This is a genomic window from Flavobacterium humi, from assembly GCF_004745595.1.
Lineage (GTDB): Bacteria > Bacteroidota > Bacteroidia > Flavobacteriales > Flavobacteriaceae > Flavobacterium > Flavobacterium humi.
This window is the reverse complement of record NZ_SRLH01000001.1, coordinates 156,346-177,652: the sequence shown is the minus strand read 5'-3', so window position 1 is coordinate 177,652 and position 21,307 is coordinate 156,346. Positions and strand designations below refer to the sequence as shown.

The 21,307-nt window shown below is 40.1% G+C and carries 21 protein-coding genes and 1 tRNA gene; 2 read left to right on the top strand and 20 right to left on the bottom strand.

Translation table 11 applies throughout. The features are described 5' to 3' along the window. Window positions 1–30: 30 nt before the first annotated feature. The 16 genes from E4635_RS00715 to tpx form a co-directional block, all read right to left on the bottom strand. Entirely contained in the window at window positions 31–903 is an 873-nt protein-coding gene (locus tag E4635_RS00715) for a helix-turn-helix domain-containing protein (RefSeq protein WP_135524696.1), read from the bottom strand. Window positions 904–1,193: 290 nt separating this feature from the next. Then, window positions 1,194–1,484, bottom strand: a complete 291-nt coding sequence (locus E4635_RS00710; protein WP_135524695.1) for a hypothetical protein — start codon at window positions 1,482–1,484, stop codon at window positions 1,194–1,196. A 56-nt stretch (window positions 1,485–1,540) separates the two neighbouring features. After that, the gene (locus tag E4635_RS00705) at window positions 1,541–2,038 is read right to left on the bottom strand and encodes a helix-turn-helix domain-containing protein (protein WP_135524694.1); all 498 of its coding nucleotides are present in this window, start codon (window positions 2,036–2,038) and stop codon (window positions 1,541–1,543) included. Window positions 2,039–2,351: 313 nt separating this feature from the next. After that, on the bottom strand, window positions 2,352–2,969 hold the full coding sequence (locus tag E4635_RS00700) for a DUF6705 family protein (protein ID WP_135524693.1): 618 nt from the start codon (window positions 2,967–2,969) through the stop codon (window positions 2,352–2,354). 16 nt (window positions 2,970–2,985) lie between these two features. Then, window positions 2,986–4,209 carry a hypothetical protein gene (locus tag E4635_RS00695; protein WP_135524692.1) on the bottom strand — a complete coding sequence of 408 codons (1,224 nt, stop codon included), beginning with the start codon at window positions 4,207–4,209 and terminating at the stop codon, window positions 2,986–2,988. Between the two features lie 415 nt (window positions 4,210–4,624). After that, on the bottom strand, window positions 4,625–5,497 hold the full coding sequence (locus tag E4635_RS00690) for an RNA polymerase sigma factor (protein ID WP_135524691.1): 873 nt from the start codon (window positions 5,495–5,497) through the stop codon (window positions 4,625–4,627). Window positions 5,498–5,548: 51 nt separating this feature from the next. Then, a complete protein-coding gene (locus tag E4635_RS00685; protein ID WP_135524690.1) occupies window positions 5,549–6,298 on the bottom strand; it encodes an SDR family oxidoreductase in 750 nt (249 codons plus the stop codon). Window positions 6,299–6,447: 149 nt separating this feature from the next. Further along, a complete protein-coding gene (locus E4635_RS00680) occupies window positions 6,448–7,092 on the bottom strand; it encodes a DUF3575 domain-containing protein (RefSeq protein WP_135524689.1) in 645 nt (214 codons plus the stop codon). Between the two features lie 221 nt (window positions 7,093–7,313). Beyond that, window positions 7,314–7,853: a hypothetical protein gene (locus E4635_RS00675; protein ID WP_135524688.1), complete on the bottom strand. Its 540-nt coding sequence runs from the start codon at window positions 7,851–7,853 to the stop codon at window positions 7,314–7,316. 68 nt (window positions 7,854–7,921) lie between these two features. Beyond that, window positions 7,922–8,006 (bottom strand) — tRNA-Ser (locus E4635_RS00670). A gap of 148 nt (window positions 8,007–8,154) precedes the next feature. Continuing rightward, complete coding sequence (gene ribB, locus E4635_RS00665) at window positions 8,155–9,288, bottom strand: 3,4-dihydroxy-2-butanone-4-phosphate synthase (RefSeq protein WP_135524687.1); 1,134 nt, start codon at window positions 9,286–9,288, stop codon at window positions 8,155–8,157. Between the two features lies 1 nt (window position 9,289). Then, window positions 9,290–10,729 carry an LptF/LptG family permease gene (locus E4635_RS00660; protein ID WP_135524686.1) on the bottom strand — a complete coding sequence of 480 codons (1,440 nt, stop codon included), beginning with the start codon at window positions 10,727–10,729 and terminating at the stop codon, window positions 9,290–9,292. Between the two features lie 6 nt (window positions 10,730–10,735). After that, window positions 10,736–11,377, bottom strand: coding sequence for a LolA family protein (locus E4635_RS00655; RefSeq protein WP_135524685.1), 642 nt, complete (start codon window positions 11,375–11,377; stop codon window positions 10,736–10,738). A gap of 2 nt (window positions 11,378–11,379) precedes the next feature. Beyond that, the gene (locus E4635_RS00650) at window positions 11,380–13,860 is read right to left on the bottom strand and encodes a DNA translocase FtsK (RefSeq protein WP_135524684.1); all 2,481 of its coding nucleotides are present in this window, start codon (window positions 13,858–13,860) and stop codon (window positions 11,380–11,382) included. A gap of 41 nt (window positions 13,861–13,901) precedes the next feature. After that, window positions 13,902–14,276, bottom strand: a complete 375-nt coding sequence (locus tag E4635_RS00645) for a diacylglycerol kinase family protein (RefSeq protein ID WP_169630174.1) — start codon at window positions 14,274–14,276, stop codon at window positions 13,902–13,904. 9 nt (window positions 14,277–14,285) lie between these two features. After that, window positions 14,286–14,783, bottom strand: a complete 498-nt coding sequence (tpx, locus tag E4635_RS00640; RefSeq protein WP_135524682.1) for a thiol peroxidase — start codon at window positions 14,781–14,783, stop codon at window positions 14,286–14,288. Between the two features lie 212 nt (window positions 14,784–14,995). Between tpx and E4635_RS00635 the strand changes: the two genes are divergently transcribed. Next, window positions 14,996–15,370: a DoxX family protein gene (locus E4635_RS00635; RefSeq protein ID WP_135524681.1), complete on the top strand. Its 375-nt coding sequence runs from the start codon at window positions 14,996–14,998 to the stop codon at window positions 15,368–15,370. Between the two features lie 24 nt (window positions 15,371–15,394). Here the strand turns inward: E4635_RS00635 and E4635_RS00630 are convergent, their stop codons facing one another. The 4 genes from E4635_RS00630 to katG all read right to left on the bottom strand — a co-directional run bounded on the left by E4635_RS00630 (window position 15,395) and on the right by katG (window position 19,108). Further along, window positions 15,395–15,652 (bottom strand): DUF6952 family protein, encoded by a 258-nt coding sequence (locus tag E4635_RS00630; protein ID WP_135524680.1) that lies wholly within the window; start codon window positions 15,650–15,652, stop codon window positions 15,395–15,397. Between the two features lie 2 nt (window positions 15,653–15,654). Continuing rightward, window positions 15,655–15,963 (bottom strand): thioredoxin family protein, encoded by a 309-nt coding sequence (locus tag E4635_RS00625; protein WP_135524679.1) that lies wholly within the window; start codon window positions 15,961–15,963, stop codon window positions 15,655–15,657. A gap of 99 nt (window positions 15,964–16,062) precedes the next feature. Further along, window positions 16,063–16,698 (bottom strand): peroxiredoxin, encoded by a 636-nt coding sequence (locus tag E4635_RS00620; RefSeq protein WP_135524678.1) that lies wholly within the window; start codon window positions 16,696–16,698, stop codon window positions 16,063–16,065. A gap of 172 nt (window positions 16,699–16,870) precedes the next feature. Next, entirely contained in the window at window positions 16,871–19,108 is a 2,238-nt protein-coding gene (gene katG, locus E4635_RS00615; protein WP_135524677.1) for a catalase/peroxidase HPI, read from the bottom strand. Between the two features lie 216 nt (window positions 19,109–19,324). Between katG and E4635_RS00610 the strand changes: the two genes are divergently transcribed. Next, the gene (locus E4635_RS00610) at window positions 19,325–21,022 is read left to right on the top strand and encodes an amino acid permease (protein WP_135524676.1); all 1,698 of its coding nucleotides are present in this window, start codon (window positions 19,325–19,327) and stop codon (window positions 21,020–21,022) included. The last annotated feature ends 285 nt before the right edge of the window (window positions 21,023–21,307 follow it).

Genomic DNA, 21,307 nt, shown 5'->3' with positions numbered 1-21,307 from the left:
AAGGTAAAAATGTGCCTTTATAGGGTACTTTTAAGCCTGGGAATGGTTTTCCCGAAACTCAATTGGCGTACTATTGCTGTGTTTGCGGAAGTATTTGATAAAATTCGTAGGTTCTTCAAACCCTAACCCATACCCTATTTCCTTTACATTTTCAGTGGTGTGGGCCAACAAGCGCTTCGCCTCGAGCATGACGCGGTCATCGATTATTTCTTTCGGGGTTTTGCCTAAAATCTTGGTTGTGGCTTGGTTCAATCTTTTTTCGGTAACGAGCATTTGCCTGGCATAGCTACTTACCTGCTTTTGGCTGCGGAAACCTGCTTCCAGGAAATCTTTAAAAAGCATGACATAATCCAGGTCGGCTCCTTTTTTTAGGTTTGATGTATGTTGTTTGCTTTTTTCCCGTTCCGATACCAGCAATAGGTTGTGGAGGTAATTCCGTAAAATGTCGGGCTGGTAACGATCGTTTCCTTTTTTGTATTCGCTTTCCAGCAAGGCAAATAATTGATTAAATTCTTGGGCAATTTCTTCCAGCTCAATTTGTGCAATAGAAAACAAATCATTGAATAAAACGGTAGACTGCAGAAACTTAGTATCGGCTTCGGTCTTGCAGAAAAAACCATCGGTAAACAAAACAACCTTCCCATCAAAACCGCCGTTTTTATCAAACTTCTGGACGGCATCTTTATTTAAAAACAGCACCGAATTGGGTTTTGTGGCAACCGGATTAAAATCTATCGTATGTGTCGGGTTTCCTTTTTGGAACCAAAGGATATGGTAAAAATTGGTCCTGTGCGGCGCGGTCAACGTATCGGCAAATGCCTCATACAAGGCCGCCATGTCCAGGATTTCAAACTCCTGCGGAAGCCCGGGCTTAAATTCGTATTTCTCTATGCTTGCTGCCATGGTTGCCTTTTCGGATAATGTAAAGGTATTGTTTTTTTGGAGGTGTTGTTGTGTTTGGGGTTGAAGGACGATTCTTTTAAATACCAACATACTTATTTCATCCAGGTACGCAAGCCTATCAGACTTTCCAGACATACAGAATTAAAAAACTGGATTCCAATCTATATTGGAAAATCCAAAAAATAAAAGATAGAATTTTAGAACATATCTATTTAAACTTAAACCAGCCCACAACAGAGTTAAAATTAAACGTAAGAGAGGCAATAGCTGTTCAGTTTTTCATTTGAATTTTACCAACTCGATAGTGTTTCATATAAATCTCCTATTCTTGAAGAGTCAATTTCATATTGGGCAGATGTTTTCGGCAAATTAAACTTCTCAATATTTTTGTCTTCCATCATATTTGCCCAATATGAAGGGCTGTTTTCAACTACTTTTATACTACCTAATTCTTTTACCATTAGTTCATAAATTTTTCTACCTAAACCTTGAATTTCATCATTAGGAATTTCTTTAGCTTTTTGATTTTTGCGTAACCATAAAATTAACTCGTCAGCACCAATTATAATTTTTTTTGACATTTTACTTTAATTTATATTTCCGATTATGTTAGCTAATGATAGTTATACTGGCTCCCCTACAAACTCCTTCCCCCCAACACCTTAAAATACTCCTCCTCCATTCGCAAACTCTCCAATTGCTGCAAAGAATGCTTCTCTAAGGTTCTATGGATTTTTTCTTTCATGCCTTCCAATAAGGGGGTCGAGGCATTTGATGGTTGGGTTTCAAGGAAAGCCACTACTTCCAGGGCGGTGAAGCATGCTGCTCTTTTATTTTCGATGTTCTCTTTTTTCCTGGCCAGCAATTGTTTTTTATACTCGATTTCCAGGCGCTGCTTTTCAAGCCATTGTTGTGTTTTCTGCTTTTCCGATGCTAAAAACTGCTTCTTTACTTTAGAATCCTCTTTTGTTGACTGGAGATGCGATAAGATAGTCGTTAATTTTTTTTTAGCGTCCAGCGGCAAGTCACGCTGGCCTATTTCATACATGGCCAATTGACTCCTGGTCACTCCCAATAGCATGGAAATTTCCTCTTGGGGAAAACCCAGCAGTTTTCGGATCGAATCATCTTTCATTTGTGACAATTTTTTTAAAATTATTTTTCTGTCACTAAAGTTGTGACAATTTTTTCGAATTAAAAAATTTTGTCACAGGTTTTGTGGCAAAATTTTTGAAATTATTTTTTTGCCACAGAAAAAACAATCTTCACTATTACAGCATTTTATAATTAAATCATAGGATAAATAAACCGACATCCTGATTTAAAAAAGAAAAACCTAACTATTCGGTTAGGTTTTCTTTTTTATTTTGAAAGTGTTATTAGCATCAATCAACTTAATGGTTTTCCTGTAAAGATGAATTAATTATAAATTTAAACTATGAAGGATTTTATATTTTAGTCAAAACCAAATTCGCAGGTATTTTGTATTCTGAAATATCAAATTGACCATTGGTACAGTAAGACTCAGGCCAACTTGTTAATTTATCAGTTCTTAGCCATTGCAATTTGGGAATCGCACCGGTAATATAAGTTAACTTTAATTCTCCAAATCTATTTCTAATACAAGTAGTTGTTGATGGCTCATTATATGATAATTCTACCTGATTTGTATTGTTGATTAAATGCCCGTCAATTGAGCTGGCAATTACACTGTCATTAACCACTTGATATGGTGGAATTACATTATAAACAGTTACTCCATTATATTTATAGATATAATCACAGTTGATCAGGTCGAAAAAATGTTTTCTTGTCCTCATTCTCTTTCCATTACTAATTCCTTGTTCCTGTTTTGTTATTTTTGTTATTATGACTTTTAAATAATAAGGGCCATTGCTGTATTCCCAAGTACCTAAGAACTTATCAAATACATGATTGACATCCTTAAAATAAACATTATCCATTTTAAGGAATTCAGGAGTCAAAAATTGCTCTGCAGGTTTTACTGTTTGCGCATTGATTTGAAAAGCATATAATATAATCGCTATTTTTAATATATTTTTCATTTTTACTTTTTTAATATTAATTTATTCTAATCCAAGTATAAGTCCCGTCAGGATTCAATGCTCCTTGATAATATCCTAACCCTGTATCCCAGCTATTTAACCATTCTAAAAAATATTGTTCCAATAAGGCTATATATTCTTCATCAGTACATGTATTATTACATTCATCTTGTGCTAATTTAACGACTTCTAATTTATAAGATTCAAGAATAGTTTCTTTTGTAGATTTATAGTCATTATTTTGCCCAGTCTTATTCCTATCATTAAAATCATCAACAGTATCAGGATTATCCACTTTCAACGCAAATGCTCCTGTTCTTGTTATCATTAGCGAAGTAATTTGATCTTTATCATCAGCTCCCAAATCATCTTTCACAGCAAAAAACTCTGCCATTCCAGTGATATCTTCTGCAGAGAAAATAGGATCAAGAGTGTTTGTATGATTGTGCATTCTTACTAAGGTATTAATCACGGGTATGTTAAAATGTACACCTGTCGGAGTAGAAATTGGTTGTATTGCTGGCTGCAATGTTCCATCATTATTCGTTCTGAACTCAAAACCTTTCTCTAACGGCTCGTTCAAACTTTGCTGTAAAACGGCAACTTTAGCTTTATAAGGTTTGGTGTTGTCATTTGTAATAGTATTCAAATCGTCCAAATGTTTTTGAATAATTTCAGGGCTGGGAAGAACAGGATAAGTGACAACAGGATTTCCATCCCAGTCTGTTAAAATGGGATCTGCGCCAGGATTTGGCCCGTCGGTTCCTCCACTGCCTCCCGTTGAGCCGCCACTTCCTGCCGAACCGCCGCCTGGGGTTCCTAATCCTCCATTCCAATCGCCGGAACCATCTCCATTAGAACCTCCCGTCCCACCATTTCCACTGTCAGAAGATCCGCCGCCGCCAGAGGAACCGCCTCCATCAGGACATGCAACTTCAACTGCATACACCATAGAAACAGTTACCTGTCCTTGCGAATTCCATTCTACCGGTACACTTACCAATTCCCAACAAGGCTCAGCCTGCGTTTGATGCTGTAAGTTTAAAAACTCACTCTTGTTTAATAAATTTACATATTCTTTGTTTTCGATTTTCTCTTTTTCAATCTCACTTAAAGTATATTTTGCCAGATAAACACCTACCTGATTGTTTTTCTGCGTGAGGACAAGGTTCTCAATTTTACCGCTTCCCGCTTCTCTTTGAATGGGAAAAGTATAGGATTTGTAATCCCCATTTTCCACTAATAGGATTTTATCGGTATCTATTGAAAAATTATACTAGCTCAAATAAACAAGCCGCGAATTTTTAGCCAGGTTTGTTTTATGTTTTATTTCCTGGAATGCTTCAAATACTTTTTGGTTTTTTTCTGATTTCGCTCAGCGAAACAAAACGAGAAGTTGGATTGGATTGCATATTTGTTCCCTGAATTTCATTTCCACAAGAATGTAAACATAAAGCAATTATTGACAACAATAAAATCACTTTAATTTTCTTCATTTTTTATTTGTTAAATCATACGGTAAAACAAATTAAAAAAAGTGCAAAATCCTACTAAATATGTAAGTATATTCTTTCTTTTTGAAAATTTTGATTTCTAATTAAGGAAAAACACACCAGATGTTACTGTATTTTAAAAACAAATAAATTGTATGATGTCTACAAATCCAAAATACTCTTAATTAAACTATTATTACAAATCTCATCCACTATTTTTGAAATGGTCAAAGGTTGCTGCAACGGATGGCTTTGGTATATTTTTTTGTTCAGGTCTTCGATGGTTTCTGTAATTTCCGTGGCCTTCTGCCCTGATAAATCGTATATTTTTTCTTTGTAACGGGCATTGAATTTGAGGTTATCCGGATCCACCAAACCGGCGTTTATATAGGCTCTTGTTTTTTTGGAACACCGGCAGGCATTTCCGGCATTGACCAAACCGCATCTTTTATTCATCCAATTGTATAAATCTGTCCGGGCCCGCATTAGTTTAATTCGGAAATTACCTGGTGAAATCCCTAAAATTTCGCCCCCTAGATTATGGTCTATTTCAAACATTTCGCCCAGGATGTAAACAAGCCTTTGCTCCCTGTTCAAGCAAAGCAGCATTCCTGCAGTACAGCTTATCCGGAGTTCTTCAATGGAATCTGTCAATTCATGTTCCTCCGTTTCGTTGAGTGGATGGTTTGGAACAGTATCGATCGAGTCAAAATACGTTTCAAAATCAAAAACCTGCAGTTCGGTTTTGCGTTTCCTGGAGTTCAAGAAATGATTGACGGTTATCCTGTAGAGCCAGGTCCTGAAACTGCTTTTGCCTTCAAATTTCCCTAATGCCGTGATGGCTTTTATAAATACTTCTTGCGTTAAATCTTCGGCATCTTCAACATTTTTTGACATTTTAAGCGCCAGGTTATAAATAAATACCTGATGCCTGAGTATTAAATTCTGAAGCGCTTTTTTATCGCCCTTAATCGCTGATGCAACAAGTGCTGTGTCTGTGTGGTCCGGATAATGTAGTGTAAAAGGATTGTCCATAATAATATAATACCCTGTCCTAATTTAGTAAGACAGGGCAAGTTTAGTGAATTAAATTTGATTGATACCGCCATCAACAGCCATTTCGTGCCCTACAATATAGGAAGAATCGTCGGATGCAAGAAATAGTACTGCTTTTGCCACTTCTTCAGGCTGCCCAAACCTTTTTAGGGCGACTTGATTGGTAATCGTTTCCGCAGCACCTTGCAAGACATCTTCCGGCAAGCCGATTTTTCCCCACAAAGGCGTCCCGATAGGCCCCGGGCTTACGGCATTGACCCGGATCCCTTTTTCGGCAAGTTCCGCAGCGGCAACCCTTACAACAGAACGCAGCGCTGCTTTACTGGCACTTAATAAGCTGCTTCCTCCAAAACCGATTTGATTGAACCAGGACGTTGTAATAATCACCGAAGCATTGTTGTTTAAATGCCCGATCGCTTTTTGCAATGAAAAATAAGCGCCCTTGAAATTAATGGCAATCATTTCATCAAAAAAACGTTCAGAGGTATCCGCAATTGGGGCTAATTTTGCTTGCCCTACGTTTATAAACAAAATGTCAATGCCTCCAAATCTTGCTTTGGTTTCTGCATACAATCTTTCCAGGTCTGCAAGTTGGGTAACATCTCCCTGAATGGCCAAACTATTGGCTCCCAGTTCTTGGATAGCGTCTTCGAGTGCTTGTTTCCCACGCCCAAAAAGGACTACTTTTGCACCATTGGCGATAAATTCTTTAGCCGTTGCTAAACCTATCCCGCTACTCCCGCCTGTAATTACGGCTACTTTGTTTTCTAATTTTTTCATCTTTAAAATTTAACGGAGTAAATCATCTTACTCTGTTATTTGGACAATGAGAAAATAGTGGTGTTACAAAAGTTTTTAGGAGTTGGGGTGTAAAATTGTAGGAGGAGTTGTTGGGGAAGGAAACGGCAAACATCTGTTAGCGGTAGGCTTTAAAATAGCCTATATCCAATTTTTATCCCGAGGCTTAAATTTGGCAAGATATAATTTACATTTTTCTGAGCATTTGCAATTTCGCTTTCATCAAATGCTTTAATACTATTTCTTTCTTCATCGGTTAGAGAATCCTTACCTTTAGAAATTCTTAAACCAATTCCAACAAACCATTCAAATATTAAGTTATTTGAATAAGCTTTTAGATTACCAATTTTGACAGTTAAGCAATTTATTTTTTTTTGAATTCTATAATCCATCACTCGATTAGGATTGTTTATAGCCGGAATTGAATCTTTCCAATCAAATAAAATATCTTTATATGTATATTCTAACGAAACAAAATCCCCATTAGTTTTTCCGTTTTTGTTCAAATACCATTTGACTTCAGGTTTTATAATGTATCCTTTTGAATTTTTTCTTATTCCGTCATTTTTTCCGTAATTGAAATAATTACCAACTTCTGCTGAAAAAGCAAAATTTTTGTAAATTTTAGTTTCTAAACCTATTCTATACGAATAGCTACCATAAACATCAATAAGGGATAACGGATTAGTTTTTATGCAAAAATCATTATCTATTCCTTCATTACTTTGCGAAAATAAAAATGGAGTGTAAAGTAAAATAAAAAAGAATTTTCTCATTTGTTCCGATAGGTTTTTGATTTTCCAGATTTGTGCTAAGCTTACCGCTAACTTGCTTATCTGGATGATAAAACTAGATAAAATATCGGTAATAAGTTAGATATGTATAACTTTAATTTACCCAATAGCACGGATTTGCATCCAAGGCTTTAGCCGAACAGACAAAGTAAATCTGTGCTATCGAACGCAGCTATTCCGTCAAACCGCTATTGGCAATACTGTTATTTTCTTTGCAGTAACTCAATTATCTGTTCCTTATTGCCACAAACAAATTTAATTCTATTTATTCCCCAATGATTTGAAATTATAGTATGTTCGTTTTTAAAGGAAAAATTGCTTTTCGAACCTTTGGCTTTTCGGTTTTCTCCAACTTCGATTACTGGTGTTATCTCAATAATTCTATCACAATGTAAAAGTGTATCAAGATTTATTCTTTCTGAGATGTGAATCTCTTTTATTTTTGGTTGCCAATGTCTTTCACATATTAATTGCCCCGCAACGTTGTATGAAATTAATGATTTGCTATTAAAAAGGTTTAACTCGCTTTCAATGACTTTAATCTCTAGAGTGTCAATGGTGAGTGCTTTTTGGTTTGCCCACCAGCCAATAGTATATGTTATGGGAACTTCAACCTTTGGTTTTCTTGGGCCTTGAAATAGAATTCTTTTAGTTCCGAAATCTGTCCAATACAAGTAAAAAGCAATCACACCAAGCAGTAGTGTCAATATAATGATTCCAATTATCTTAAAAAATTTCTTCATTGTTTTATTGCAGTTGATTATTGAAAAACAAAAAACCCTAACTACATCTGTAATTAGGGTTTGTGTTGCGGAGAAAGAGGGATTCGAACCCCCGGACCTGTTACAGTCAACAGTTTTCAAGACTGCCGCATTCGACCGCTCTGCCATTTCTCCAGTAAAACCGCAATCATTTCCTGATTGCGGTTGCAAATATAGGAACCTTTTTTGATTATCAAAAATAAAATCTACTAAAAAATAAAGTTTTTTTAACCCGGAATAGTAATACATTCATTTATAAAAACTTACCGACAGGGAAAAATTCCTAATACGTTACGTATTCTGTAATTTCAAGGCCGTAACCTATCATTCCGACACGTTTTCCCTGTGCCGTATTGGAGACCAAACGTATTTTTGAGATGTCGATATCATGCAATATCTGTGCCCCAATCCCAAAATCTTTGCTGTCAATTACAATTTTAGGCGCTTTCATCACACCTTGTGCCTGCAAATCCTTTAGTTCATGGATGCGGCTCAGCAAATTAACCGACTGCATGTCCTGGTTGATAAAAATCACGGCGCCTTGCCCCTGCTCGTTGATCACCTTAAACATATCGTCAAGCTGTTTGTCTGCGTTATTGGTCAGGGTGCCCAGCAGATCATTGTTCACCTGTGAGGAATTGATCCTTGTCAGGACAGATTCGCCGGTATTCCAGGTGCCTTTGGTAAGTGCGATATGGATTTGCTTGTTCGTGGTCTGTTCGTACGCACGGAGCCTGAAGGTACCGAAACGGGTCTCGATATCGAAATCTTCTTTTTTTACGATCAAACTATCATGCTGCATTCTGTACGCCACCAAATCTTCGATGGAAACCAATTTCAGGTCGAATTTCTTGGCTACTTCATACAATTCCGGCAATCGTGCCATGGTCCCGTCCTCGTTCATGATTTCCACAATAACACCGGCCGGTTTAAAGCCTGCCAATCGTGCAAAATCTATAGCGGCTTCGGTATGGCCCGTTCTTCTCAAAACACCGCCTTGTTTGGCTATTAAAGGAAAAATATGGCCCGGTCTGGCTAAATCGAAAGGTTTGGTATTGGCATCGACCAACGATAAAATGGTTTTGGCCCGGTCTGAAGCGGAAATCCCGGTAGTTACGCCATGGCCTTTCAAATCAACAGAAACCGTAAAAGCAGTCTCCATATGGTCTGTATTATTGCTCACCATAGCCCTGAGTTCCAATTCCTTGCACCTGCTTTCCGTTAGCGGCGCGCAAATGAGCCCGCGCCCGTGGGTGGCCATGAAGTTTACCATTTCCGGTGTGATCTTTTCAGCCGCAGCTAAAAAATCCCCTTCATTTTCCCTGTCTTCATCATCGACTACGATAATGACTTTACCTTGACGAATATCTTCTATTGCTTCTTCAATGGTATTCAATTTAATGGTTTCAGTTGCCATTTTATTCTGATTTGTTGCGTTGTGTAAATTTAGTATATAATTTTTGGAACGGTTCGGTTATAAAATCGAAATTGATATTACCGTTATCGTTGATGGCTTTCCTGGTCAGGTATATGGCTAATGGCGCCAACACCAGCGAAGAAATCCAGGCGCCCATAAATGGCGTAATCCCTGATTCCTGGGCTACTTTTTTGCCGAATGTATTCAGGAAATGGAACGTGATGAAAATCAGCATGGCAAAAACAATAGGCAGTCCAAGCCCTCCTTTCCTGATAATGGCTCCCAACGGCGCGCCGATAAAGAACATCAGCAGGCAGGCAAAAGCAATCACAAATTTTTCATATATGGACAACCAGTGGCTGTTGATGTCTTTTTGCTTTGCTTCGAGCATTAAGACATTCATATCGATATTCTGTTTGGAACTCAAAGCGTCGCTTACCGCAATTTCAAATACTTTCTGTTTCTCTTTGGTGAGCAGGAAACTGGTAAGTTCCGGTGTCTTCGGCTGTTTCGGGCGCAGGGAATCCGGTTGCACATCAGTACCCAAACCGGTACGCATATAGGCATTGTCCGCAACGGACAAAAGTTCTTTATCATAATTGACCGTCAACGAATCTACCGTATACTTCAACTCGGTCAGTTTCAGCATATTGTTGGTATTGGCAATCTGTTCCTTGTCGGTATCGATATTATTGAGTTTGGACAGGTCGATGTTGATATTGTATTTTTTGAAATACACTTTCGTAAACGGGAATTTCTGCCTGTCTTCGTATTTCTTCGGGGTAATGTCTTCGTAATAATAGCCGTCAATCAGCACCAATTGAAGCAGGTTTGACTTTTCGCTGCTGATCAATTCGCCTTTTTTGGAACGTATCACGGTTTTGGCTCCTTCGCCGAGGTTTGATTTTTTATGGATGGTCACTCCTTCCAGGAATTCCCCTTTTTCCCCCGATTTTTTATTGACTTTGATATTGATGTTCCCGATCGTGCTAAATTGCCCTTCCGCAATAGCCATGGCGGGCTTTACCTGCGCAATGTTCTTCCTGAAATTGATAAACTTGTATTCGGAATACGGGATGACGTTATTGGCAAAGAAAAAAGCACAAACGCTTAATCCGACGATAAAAATCGTGAGGCCTTTCATGGTCCTTTGGAAAGAAATCCCTGCCGATTTCATGGCTGCGAACTCATAATTTTCGGCCAAATCACCAAAAGTCATTATAGACGAAAGCAATACCGTAAGCGGCAAAACCATCGGCACGAGCTTTGGCGAACCGAACATCAGGAATTTCAAAATTAAGCCGAAATCCAAATCTTTGCCCGCCAGTTCCGATATGAAAAGCCATATCATTTGAAGGACGAATATAAAAAACAAGATTACAAATACGGACGTAAATGTAATCAGGTAGGTTTTTAATAAATATCTGTCGAGGATTTTCATTCCAAATTAATCCAGGTTATTGATGTAATAGTTGGGGTATTTACTTTTGACAAAGGTAAACTGATTTTTCGGCAATGTTAAATTGGTTTTGAAAGAATTAACAGTCAAAGTCACTTTAGTACCTTTTTTACCCACAGTAATTGTATTGTACACCTGGTTTGTCTTGGTATCGATCCCGACAAGGATTTCTTTCCTCTCGTCTTTGGAACTGATAGGAGTCAGTTTTACGTACTGGATTTTTTTTCCTTTCACATTCTGGGTAATATCCCAGGCATATTTGAATCCTTTGTTGAAAAAAGTCAGCATTTTCGCAGGCGTATCGGTATCTTCTTCGTTTTTCCCGACGCTCGAAATGGAAATCTCTTCGTCTTCGGCAGAAATCGTGTATAATTTTTTACCGTCGCACATTTTGGTCACGCCTAAAAAATTCAGCACATACTGGTTGCCGCTTAAGGTTACGTTCCCTTTGTTTTCCTGATTGATGTTTTCCTTCAGGTTCTGCAAAGTATACTTAAACTCGATTTGGATATTTTTATACGTTTTTACCTTTGCCGAAACTTTGTCCAGTAATGCTTTTGCTTTTGCCGCATCCTGGGCCTGAACCGAAATACTTAAAACGATAAGTATCAAACCAATTATCTTTTTCATTTTTAATTGTTTTTTTCATTATTAAAAAAATGCTCCAAAGCGACCAAATCCGGGATATTCACAGAACGGGCCTTGCTTCCTTCAAACGGGCCGACAATGCCTGCCGCTTCGAGCTGGTCTATCAGTCGCCCTGCCCTGTTGTACCCTAATTTGAGTTTCCGCTGGATCAAGGATGCCGAACCTTGCTGCGCCGTTACGATCACTTCAGCCGCATCACGGAACAGGGAATCCCTTTCGGAGATATCCATATCAAGAGTTATGCCACTGTCTTCGCCCACAAATTCCGGCAACAGGTACGCCGTTGCATAGGCTTTTTGGGAACCGATGAATTCTGTGATTTTTTCCACTTCGGGAGTATCCACAAAAGCACATTGCACACGCACCAGGTCATTTCCGTTGGTGTACAGCAAATCCCCGCGTCCTATAAGCTGGTCTGCCCCTCCCGAGTCAAGGATGGTCCTGGAATCAATTTTTGAAGTTACCCTGAAGGCAATCCTTGCCGGGAAATTCGCTTTGATCATCCCGGTAATTACGTTTACCGAAGGCCTTTGCGTAGCGATAATCAAATGGATACCAATGGCTCGGGCCAACTGCGCCAAACGGGCAATAGGTGTTTCCACTTCCTTGCCGGCGGTCATGATCAGATCCGCAAACTCATCGACAACAAGGACAATATACGGCAGGAAACGGTGGCCGGCTTCCGGGTTTAATTTACGCTGCCTGAATTTTTCGTTGTATTCTTTTATGTTCCGGACCATCGCGTCTTTCAGCAAGGAATAACGGTGGTCCATTTCCACACAAAGGGAATTTAATGTCGTGATTACCTTAGAATTATCGGTAATGATCGCTTCTTCCACATCCGGCAGTTTGGCCAGGTAATGGCGTTCTATTTTATTGAAAAGGGTCAATTCTACTTTTTTCGGATCGACCAAAACAAATTTAACTTCTGCAGGATGCTTTTTGTAGAGCAATGATGTCAGAACGGCATTCAATCCTACGGATTTTCCCTGTCCTGTTGCTCCTGCCATCAGCAAGTGCGGCATTTTGGCCAGGTCGACCACAAAGGTTTCATTGGAAATGGTTTTCCCTAAAGCGATAGGCAGTTCCATTTCTGCTTCCTGGAATTTAGCCGAACCAATCACCGATTTCATCGAAACCATACTTGGATTCTTGTTCGGGACTTCAATACCGATGGTCCCTTTTCCGGGAATCGGTGCGATAATACGGATGCCCAATGCCGAAAGCGATAAAGCGATGTCGTCTTCCAGGCTTTTGATTTTTGAAATACGGATACCCGCTTCCGGGACGATTTCGTATAAGGTAACCGATGGCCCCACGGTCGCTTTTATCTGCGCAATTTCAATTTTATAGTTTCGTAATGTTTCAACGATATTGTTTTTGTTTTCTTCCAATTCCGCCTGGTTGATGGTAATGCCGCCTGAAGAATATTCTTTAAGCAGGTCAATAGTCGGGAATTTAAAGTTGGAAAGATCCAATGTAGGGTCGAATTCACCGAAATCGGAAACCAAACGGGCAGCCAGGTTTTCTTCGATAATATCCTCCTCCTCTACTTTCTCGATGACGAAACCGTTTTCTTGCGGAGGATTTTCCTCTAAACCATCCGGCTCTTTTTTAGCAGGTTCCAAAGAAAGTTCCGATGCAGTTGAAATTGTTGGTTTCAGGTCCTGTTTGTTGATCTCGAACTGGGAAATCGGTTTGAGTGTAATTTCCCCCAAATCCTCTTCATCCGATTCGAAATCTTTCTTATTCGGGCTTGTCATCAGGGAATCTTTAGCTTCTTCCGGCTCGTCTACGGCAAATTCTTCTAAAATATAAGCCGTGGAATTGGTGTCGTTTTGCGAAGCCAGGTCTGTTTTGGCTTCTGCTTTGGCACTTTCGAAAAACCCTTTTATTTTATCCGGTGAAATTTTTATCTTGAAGATAAGATAGATCACGATTCCGAAGATCAAGGCCAGTAATGTCCCTGATTTCCCGATGTAATCCTGCGAGAATAAATTCATTTCATATCCTATAACACCTCCCAATTCCGGCAGGAAATCACCGAAGAAACCAAAAAGTATCGATAGGATGATGATCACGAAGATGTCCCAGAACCAGGTTTTCTTCAATTTGGAAACTGACATATCCAATACCAGGTACGCCCCGGTGATGAACAACAATCTGACAAATAAAAAGGACGCGACTCCAAAACCTTTGTAAATAAAGAAATCGGAAAGGAATGCCCCGAATTTGCCCAGCCAGTTCTGGACATGTGAATTCCTGTTTGCAAAATCATTCAGCTCGCTCTGGTCGAATTTCCCATTGACAAAATAGGAAACAAAAGAAACGGCAAGTGCAATGGAAAGCAGCACCAGCAAGACGCCAAAAGCGATTTTGTGCTGGCGCGAAGGGCTGAAACGGCTCAATAAACTCGTTTCTCCCGGCTCTATAGGGGTTGATTCTTTTTTAGTGGATTTGGCCATTTACATAAATACTTTGAAACAAAAATAGTCAATATTACCAATTAAACTAATCGTGGTAAATAAATAAAAAGCCCGATTATAATAGCCGTTAAGGCCGCGAAAAATACCGCTCCGGCCGCTATGTCTTTAATAAAACCGATGCGCTCGTGGTAATCCGGGTGCACAAAATCGGCCACTTTTTCTACGGCTGTATTCAGGCCTTCGATACTGAGTACCAGCCCGAAAGCAAAAATCTGGAACATCCATTCGTACCTGTCAATGTCAAAATAAATCCCAGCAATGACCATCAGCACTGCAATAGAGGATTGCACCATCACACTATGTTCTGTGGTAATCAGTTTTAGGGCACCTTTAACAGCGAAACCTACACTTTTTAAACGCCCGGTAAAAAAAGAATTGTCTTTTTCGAATTCCATTGAAATAAATTATAGTGAAGCCAAAGCCGCTTCGTAATTAGGTTCGTTTACGATTTCAGGCACTTGTTCCGTATATTGTACCACACCGTTTTGGTCTATCACCACAACGGCACGGGAGTGCAATCCTGACAATGGCCCGTCTGTAATGGTAAGGCCATAGTCTTTCCCGAAACTGCCGTCTTTAAAATCAGAAAGATTGATTACGTTCTGCAAACCTTCCGCACCGCAAAAACGGTTTTGTGCAAAAGGCAAATCGCGTGAAATGCACAATACTTTGGTATTGGCCAATCCGCTGGCTTTTTCGTTGAATTTACGGACAGAAGCCGCACATGTCCCGGTATCTACACTTGGGAAGATATTCAGGACAATGTTGTTCCCTTTAAAATCCGATAAAGACGAAACGGACAAATCTGTCCCTACCAATTGAAAATCTTTTGCTTGTGATCCTATTTCCGGCAATTGCCCGATAGTATTGACCGGATTGCCTTTTAGCGTTATTTGTGCCATTTTTGATATTTTTTTAGAATTTCAAAAGTAATGAAAAAAAAGAGAATAATCCCCGGCATCAAAAGGGAATCTTGAAAGCCGTTTTTCGTTTCCTTAAAATCCTGTCAAACAAAACAATAAATTTATAATTCTGGTTTATTATTTTGAAAATATTAAGAATTTCTTTGCAGATTATTTAGTAACTTTGAGTATTAACTAAAAAACGAACACTTATGAAAATTGCTACAATTATTGTCCGGACTTTAATGGGATTGTTGTTTATCTACGCCTCTTTAGCCTTTTTTCTAAAACTTGCCCCTGAACCGGAGACAACCGGCGCTTTTAAAGCATTCCAATCAGGGATAGTTGCTTCGACTTACATCTTGCCTTTCGCAAAATTATTAGAGCTGCTTTGCGGACTGTCTTTCTTAACCGGGAAATTTGTAACCCTGGCCAATATCGTGATTTTACCGGTAACGATAAACATTTTCATGATCAATCTGTTCATGACGCCGGAACAACTGCCAATCGCTATTGCACTTATTTTAGGGAATTTATTCCTGATCTACCGCTATTGGGACAATTACAAATCTGTGTTTACACCATAAAAAAAAGCTCCTCCGGGAGCTTTTTTATTTATCTATCGAGCCTAAAACCCGTTTCATGAAATCGTTCAGGGCTTCTTTTTTATCCTTGCCTTCCTTGACCATTTTATGGACTTCGAGTGCTCCGTACATATTCGAGATCAATTCTCCAATAACATCCAGTTCTTCATCTTTTAAAGAAGGGACTTCGGTCAGGGCTTCCAGTACTTCAATGGTTTCAATAAGGTAATCCTGGTCGTTTTCCTCAACAAACTGCGTGAGGTGCTTAATAATAGGTAATTTCATAATTATACTATCCCGTTAACCAGTTCCGTTAAAACTTCTGCTTTATTGGTCTGGGTTTCATTAACCAATTTCCCGTTTACAAAAGCCGCAAATGTCGGCAGGTTCGAAACATTGGCCAGTTTTCTTGATTCCGGGGAATTTTCGGCATCGACCAATACAAAAGCCACACCTTCGTTTTCTGCAGCCAGTTTTTTGAATTTCGGTTTCATAATTCGGCAGTTGCCGCACCATGAGGCGGAATACTGAACCACAACCTTATCGTTTTGGGATACCAAATCAGCTAAAGTATCTTCGTTTAATTCTATTAACATAACGTTTCTTTTATATTATAATGGCAATATCAACAGTCAAGTCCTGCAAGCAAAACCCGAAAATTGCTATTGCCATTACTATTTGGATTATTGTTGTTCTTAGTTTTGGCTTAAATAAGCAGCAGTACTTAACCTGTCTGCTCCCATCGCTTCCTTACCTTCTTCCCAGTTGGCAGGGCAAACTTCTCCTTTAGTCTGCACGTGGGTATAAGCATCCACCAAACGCAGGTATTCGTTCACATTTCTTCCTAGCGGCATATCGTTTACACTTTCGTGGAAAATCTTACCGGTTTCGTCAATTAGGTACGTTGCTCTGAAAGTTACGTTAGAGCCTTCCAATAAAATATCGTTTGATTCTTCATCATATACCTCCTGAGCATCTAAAATGTCCAATGCTTTAGAAAGGTTTCGTGTCGTATCGGCTAACAAAGGATACGTAACTCCTTCAATTCCTCCGTTGTTCTTTGGTGTATTCAACCAGGCGAAGTGTACTTCGTTTGTATCGCAGGAAGCCCCGATAACGATAGTATTCCTTTTTTCAAATTCTCCTAAAGCAGCCTGGAAAGCATGCAATTCTGTTGGGCAAACAAATGTAAAATCTTTTGGATACCAGAACAATAGCACTTTTTTGTTATTGTTTACTGCTTCCTCAAGAACATTGATTCTTAAATTGTCCCCCATTTCCGAAATGGCGTCGACTGTAATGTTTGGAAATTTTTTACCTACTAATGACATAATGTATATGGTTTAAATATTTTTTAACAACGCAAAAGTAGCCATTATCCGATTGTTACATAATAGACTTTAATTATATTTTTTTATTTCACTATAATTTAATTTTATTTGGTATTGAAAAAGGCAGCCTGTTGCCAAACCGCCTTTTTCTAACGTATATATTTCCAAGCAATTAAACCAAATCAAACCGATCCGAATTCATGACCTTGTTCCAGGCCGCGATAAAATCCCTGATAAATAATTCCTGTGCATCCTCGCATCCGTATACTTCGGCAATGGCCCTGAGTTCGGTATTGGAACCAAAAATAAGGTCTACGCGGGTGGCTGTCCATTTTAATTCACCGGTAGCACGATTGCGTCCTTCAAAAAGGTCTTTTGAATCCTGGACCGGTTTCCAGCCGGTATTCAAATCCAGCAAATTGACAAAGAAATCATTGGTGAGTGTTTCGGGATGATTGGTAAATACCCCATGTTTGGACTTGTCGAAATTGGCATCCAGGACACGCATCCCGCCAACCAGCACGGTCATTTCAGGTGCGGTCAGTGCCATTAGCTGCGCTTTATCGAGCAGCATGGCTTCGGCTGAAACCGTATAATCTGTTTTTCGGTAATTACGGAAACCATCTGCTTCCGGTTTCAATACGGCAAAGGAATCTATATCTGTTTGTTCTTGCGAAGCATCTGTCCTTCCAGGTGTAAAAGGTACTGTGGCAGTATGCCCGCCGTTTTTTACCGCTTTTTCAATGGCGGCACATCCTCCCAGGACAATCAGGTCAGCCATCGAAATTTTTTTGCCATCTGTCCGGGAATTGTTGAATTCACTTTGGATATTTTCCAATACACCTAATACTTTTGCCAGTTGAAGCGGATTATTGACCTGCCAGTTCTTTTGGGGTGCCAATCGCAGCCTTCCGCCATTCGCACCGCCTCTTTTGTCTGAGTTGCGGAAAGTCGAAGCAGAAGCCCAGGCAGTTGATACCAATTCTGAAACAGTTAATCCCGAATCCAGTATTTTGGCTTTCAATGCAGAGGTGTCATCAGCATCAATCAGTTTATATGTCAACGCAGGAACAGGATCTTGCCAAATCAGTTCTTCCTTAGGTACTTCCGGGCCCAAATAACGTGAAATAGGCCCCATATCACGGTGCGTCAGCTTAAACCACGCGCGGGCAAAAGCATCTGCAAAAACATCAGGGTTTTCAAAAAAATGCCTTGCAATAGGTTCGTAAATAGGATCTACCTTTAAAGCCAAATCTGCTGTGAGCATTATTGGTGCGTGGCTTTTCGAAGGATTATGGGCATCAGGCACTGTCCCTTCCCCTGCTCCGTTTTTAGGTTTCCACTGATGCGCTCCTGCCGGGCTTTTGGTCAATTCCCATTCAAACCCAAACAGGTTCTGGAAATAATTATTGCTCCATTTTGTAGGAGTTGTGGTCCAAGCCCCTTCAAGGCCGCTGGTAATGGTATGTTCGCCTTTCCCGCTTTCAAAAGTATTTTTCCAGCCAAAACTTTGGTCTTCAATAGCTGCTCCAGCCGGTTCCAGCCCAACATATTCGCCAGGATTGGCAGCTCCGTGGGTTTTCCCGAAGGTATGCCCTCCGGCGATTAGTGCAACGGTCTCTTCGTCATTCATCGCCATACGGCCAAAGGTCTCGCGAATGTCCCGGGCTGAAGCCAAAGGATCGGGATTGCCGTTAGGCCCTTCCGGATTGACATAAATAAGCCCCATCTGGACAGCGGCTAAAGGGTTTTCGAGCTCACGGTCCCCGGTATATCTTTTATCACCCAGCCATTCTGCTTCCGAACCCCAGTAAATATCCTGTTCCGGTTCCCATACATCGGCGCGTCCACCGGCAAAACCAAAAGTGGTAAAGCCCATAGATTCCAACGCACAATTCCCGGCAAGGACCATTAAATCCGCCCAGGAAATCTTCTTTCCGTATTTCTGCTTGACAGGCCATAACAATAACCGGGCTTTGTCAAGGTTTGCGTTGTCAGGCCAGCTATTCAAAGGTGCAAAACGCTGCGTCCCCGAACTGGCACCGCCTCGTCCGTCTGCAATACGATAAGTACCGGCACTATGCCAGGCCATTCGGATAAAAAGCGGCCCGTAATGCCCGTAATCTGCAGGCCACCAGTCTTGAGAAGTAGTCATCAGATCAACAATATCTTTCTTTAATGCTTTTAAATCAAGGGTTTTAAAAGCGGCAGCATAATCAAAATCGGCGCCCATCGGGTCAGATAAGGACGAATGCTGTCGAAGGATGCCCAATTTGAGCTGGTTGGGCCACCATTCATTGTTGCCTGGACCGGATCCGGCACTGAATTTTGCATTCCCGCCCGAAAAAGGACACTTGCCTTCCCCGTTATGATTATGTGCTGCTGTGTGAGGATTTGTGTTGTTTTCCATAGTCTGATAATATTTGATTTTTAGTTGGTTATCCCAAATTTAAGCATTTAAGAAAGCTGATTTCATCAAAAATGATTATTAATCTTTATTTTAAAATAGTAAATAACTATCATTCTTAATAAGAAAAATCGAACATCAAAAGTTTTATTCCGTAAGTTTTATATATTTGCTTCCTGCTAAAAAAAGCAGGACTAACCAACTATAATTAACCAAATTATGTCTTTTTTAAAACTATTCAGAAGAAAACCGCTGGGAACGATATTACAGCAAGGAGGAGATGGAGAGCATTCAGGATTAAATAAAGTATTAAATGTTAAAGATTTAACTTTTTTCGGGATTGCTGCCATCATTGGAGGAGGTACTTTTAGTGCCATTGGAAATGCTTGTTTCTCAGGTGGGCCCGGAGTAGTTTTATTGTATGTGATTTGTGCTATTGCCTGCGGGTTTACAGCGATGTGTTATGCCGAATTCGCTTCGCGCGTACCTGTTTCCGGAAGTGCTTACACCTATGCTTACGTTTCTTTCGGGGAAATTTTTGCCTGGATAATCGGTTGGGCTTTGCTAATGGAATATTCTATCGGTAACATTTATATCGCTTTTTCATGGAGCGGTTATTTCACCAATTTACTGGAAACTTTCGGTATCCATTTACCGGAATGGCTTACCATCAATTACCAATCAGCGCACGATGCCCTTTTGGACAATAAGGCCGGAGAAGGCCTAACGGCATGGCAGAATGCTCCCATGATCGGAAGTTTGAGGATCATTTTCGATTTACCCGCAGTTCTTATCAATGTGATTATCACTTATTTGGTATACAAAGGAACCAAAGAATCCAAGAACATCAGCAACGCCATGGTGTACATCAAATTAGCGATCATAGCCCTGGTTATTATAGTAGGTGCTTTTTATATCGACATCAATAACTGGACTCCTTTTATGCCCAACGGCTTCAGCGGTGTAATGGGTGGAGTTTCTGCCGTTTTCTTTGCTTATATAGGATTTGACGCCGTTTCCACTTTGGCCGAAGAAAGCAAAAACCCACAACGCGACCTGCCACGCGGAATGATCTATTCTTTAGTCGTGTGTACCGTGGTCTATATTATCCTGGCTTTGGTAATCACGGGAATGGTTTCGTATTCTTTATTAGGTGTTAGCGATCCTTTGGCTGAAATTTTTGCTTTAAAAGGAGTGAAATGGATGCTGTTCATCGTATCGATTGCTGCCGTTGTTGCCATGACCAGCGTAATGCTTGTTTTCCAGATGGGACAGCCTCGTATCTGGATGACCATGAGCCGCGACGGGCTGATGCCAAAGAAGTTCTCTGCCATCCACCCGAAATACAAGACTCCCGGTTTTGCCACACTCGTAACCGGTTTGGTCGTAGGTATCCCTATCTTTTTTACCGATGAGAATTTCGTCTTGGATTTTACCAGTATCGGGACATTATTTGCCTTCGTATTGGTGTGCGGCGGCGTACTGATGCTATCCCCTCAAAGTGAAGCCGAAATTGCCGAACGCGCCACCAAAGGCAAATTCAGGATTCCTTACATCAACTCAAAATTCATATTCCCGCTTATTGTAATCGCCTCAGCAGCAATAATCAATTATACCCTTCCGACATTTTTCGCTGAGACCCTTACACTGGCAGACGGTAAGCTGACGGCCAATATCACTATGGTCATTTTCTTTATATTATGTATCGTAATGTCCTTTTTGGCCTTCTTTAAAAACCTGTCCCTAATTCCTTTATTGGGGCTTATTTCCTGCTGTTATCTATTAACCGGAATGGCTGTTTCCAACTGGAAATGGTTCGGGATCTGGCTGGTTATCGGATTGGTGTTTTATTTCTGTTACGGATTTAAAAAGAGCCATTTAAACTTTACTCCATTGAAAGATACCATCGAAGATTAAGCGTATCTTCTTTAATACTATAAAAAAATCCCGTTCCCTTTGAGCGGGATTTTTTTATTTCTGTAGAAAAGGCCACACCCGAAACTTACAATGTAGCACCTTCATTGTTTGATGGAACACCCGCAACTTACAAAGTAGCTCCTTCATTGTTTGATGGACCACCTGCAACTTACAATTTAGCGCCCGCAACTTACAATGTAGCGACTGCATTGTTTGATGGAGCACCTGCAACGTAAAAACAAGCGCCTGCAACTTACAATGTAGCGACTGCATTGTTTGATGGAG

Coding starts and splice junctions, on each gene's coding strand:
- E4635_RS00700 (WP_135524693.1), bottom strand. CDS start 2,969: ATGAAAAATATATTAAAAATAGCGATTATATTATATGCTTTTCAAATC.
- E4635_RS00625 (WP_135524679.1), bottom strand. CDS start 15,963: ATGTTAATAGAATTAAACGAAGATACTTTAGCTGATTTGGTATCCCAA.
- E4635_RS00710 (WP_135524695.1), bottom strand. CDS start 1,484: ATGTCAAAAAAAATTATAATTGGTGCTGACGAGTTAATTTTATGGTTA.
- E4635_RS00610 (WP_135524676.1), top strand. CDS start 19,325: ATGTCTTTTTTAAAACTATTCAGAAGAAAACCGCTGGGAACGATATTA.
- E4635_RS00655 (WP_135524685.1), bottom strand. CDS start 11,377: ATGAAAAAGATAATTGGTTTGATACTTATCGTTTTAAGTATTTCGGTT.
- E4635_RS00660 (WP_135524686.1), bottom strand. CDS start 10,729: ATGAAAATCCTCGACAGATATTTATTAAAAACCTACCTGATTACATTT.
- E4635_RS00715 (WP_135524696.1), bottom strand. CDS start 903: ATGGCAGCAAGCATAGAGAAATACGAATTTAAGCCCGGGCTTCCGCAG.
- E4635_RS00690 (WP_135524691.1), bottom strand. CDS start 5,497: ATGGACAATCCTTTTACACTACATTATCCGGACCACACAGACACAGCA.
- E4635_RS00645 (WP_169630174.1), bottom strand. CDS start 14,276: ATGGAATTCGAAAAAGACAATTCTTTTTTTACCGGGCGTTTAAAAAGT.
- tpx (WP_135524682.1), bottom strand. CDS start 14,783: ATGGCACAAATAACGCTAAAAGGCAATCCGGTCAATACTATCGGGCAA.
- E4635_RS00675 (WP_135524688.1), bottom strand. CDS start 7,853: ATGAAGAAATTTTTTAAGATAATTGGAATCATTATATTGACACTACTG.
- ribB (WP_135524687.1), bottom strand. CDS start 9,288: ATGGCAACTGAAACCATTAAATTGAATACCATTGAAGAAGCAATAGAA.
- katG (WP_135524677.1), bottom strand. CDS start 19,108: ATGGAAAACAACACAAATCCTCACACAGCAGCACATAATCATAACGGG.
- E4635_RS00685 (WP_135524690.1), bottom strand. CDS start 6,298: ATGAAAAAATTAGAAAACAAAGTAGCCGTAATTACAGGCGGGAGTAGC.
- E4635_RS00620 (WP_135524678.1), bottom strand. CDS start 16,698: ATGTCATTAGTAGGTAAAAAATTTCCAAACATTACAGTCGACGCCATT.
- E4635_RS00630 (WP_135524680.1), bottom strand. CDS start 15,652: ATGAAATTACCTATTATTAAGCACCTCACGCAGTTTGTTGAGGAAAAC.
- E4635_RS00680 (WP_135524689.1), bottom strand. CDS start 7,092: ATGAGAAAATTCTTTTTTATTTTACTTTACACTCCATTTTTATTTTCG.
- E4635_RS00635 (WP_135524681.1), top strand. CDS start 14,996: ATGAAAATTGCTACAATTATTGTCCGGACTTTAATGGGATTGTTGTTT.
- E4635_RS00705 (WP_135524694.1), bottom strand. CDS start 2,038: ATGAAAGATGATTCGATCCGAAAACTGCTGGGTTTTCCCCAAGAGGAA.
- E4635_RS00650 (WP_135524684.1), bottom strand. CDS start 13,860: ATGGCCAAATCCACTAAAAAAGAATCAACCCCTATAGAGCCGGGAGAA.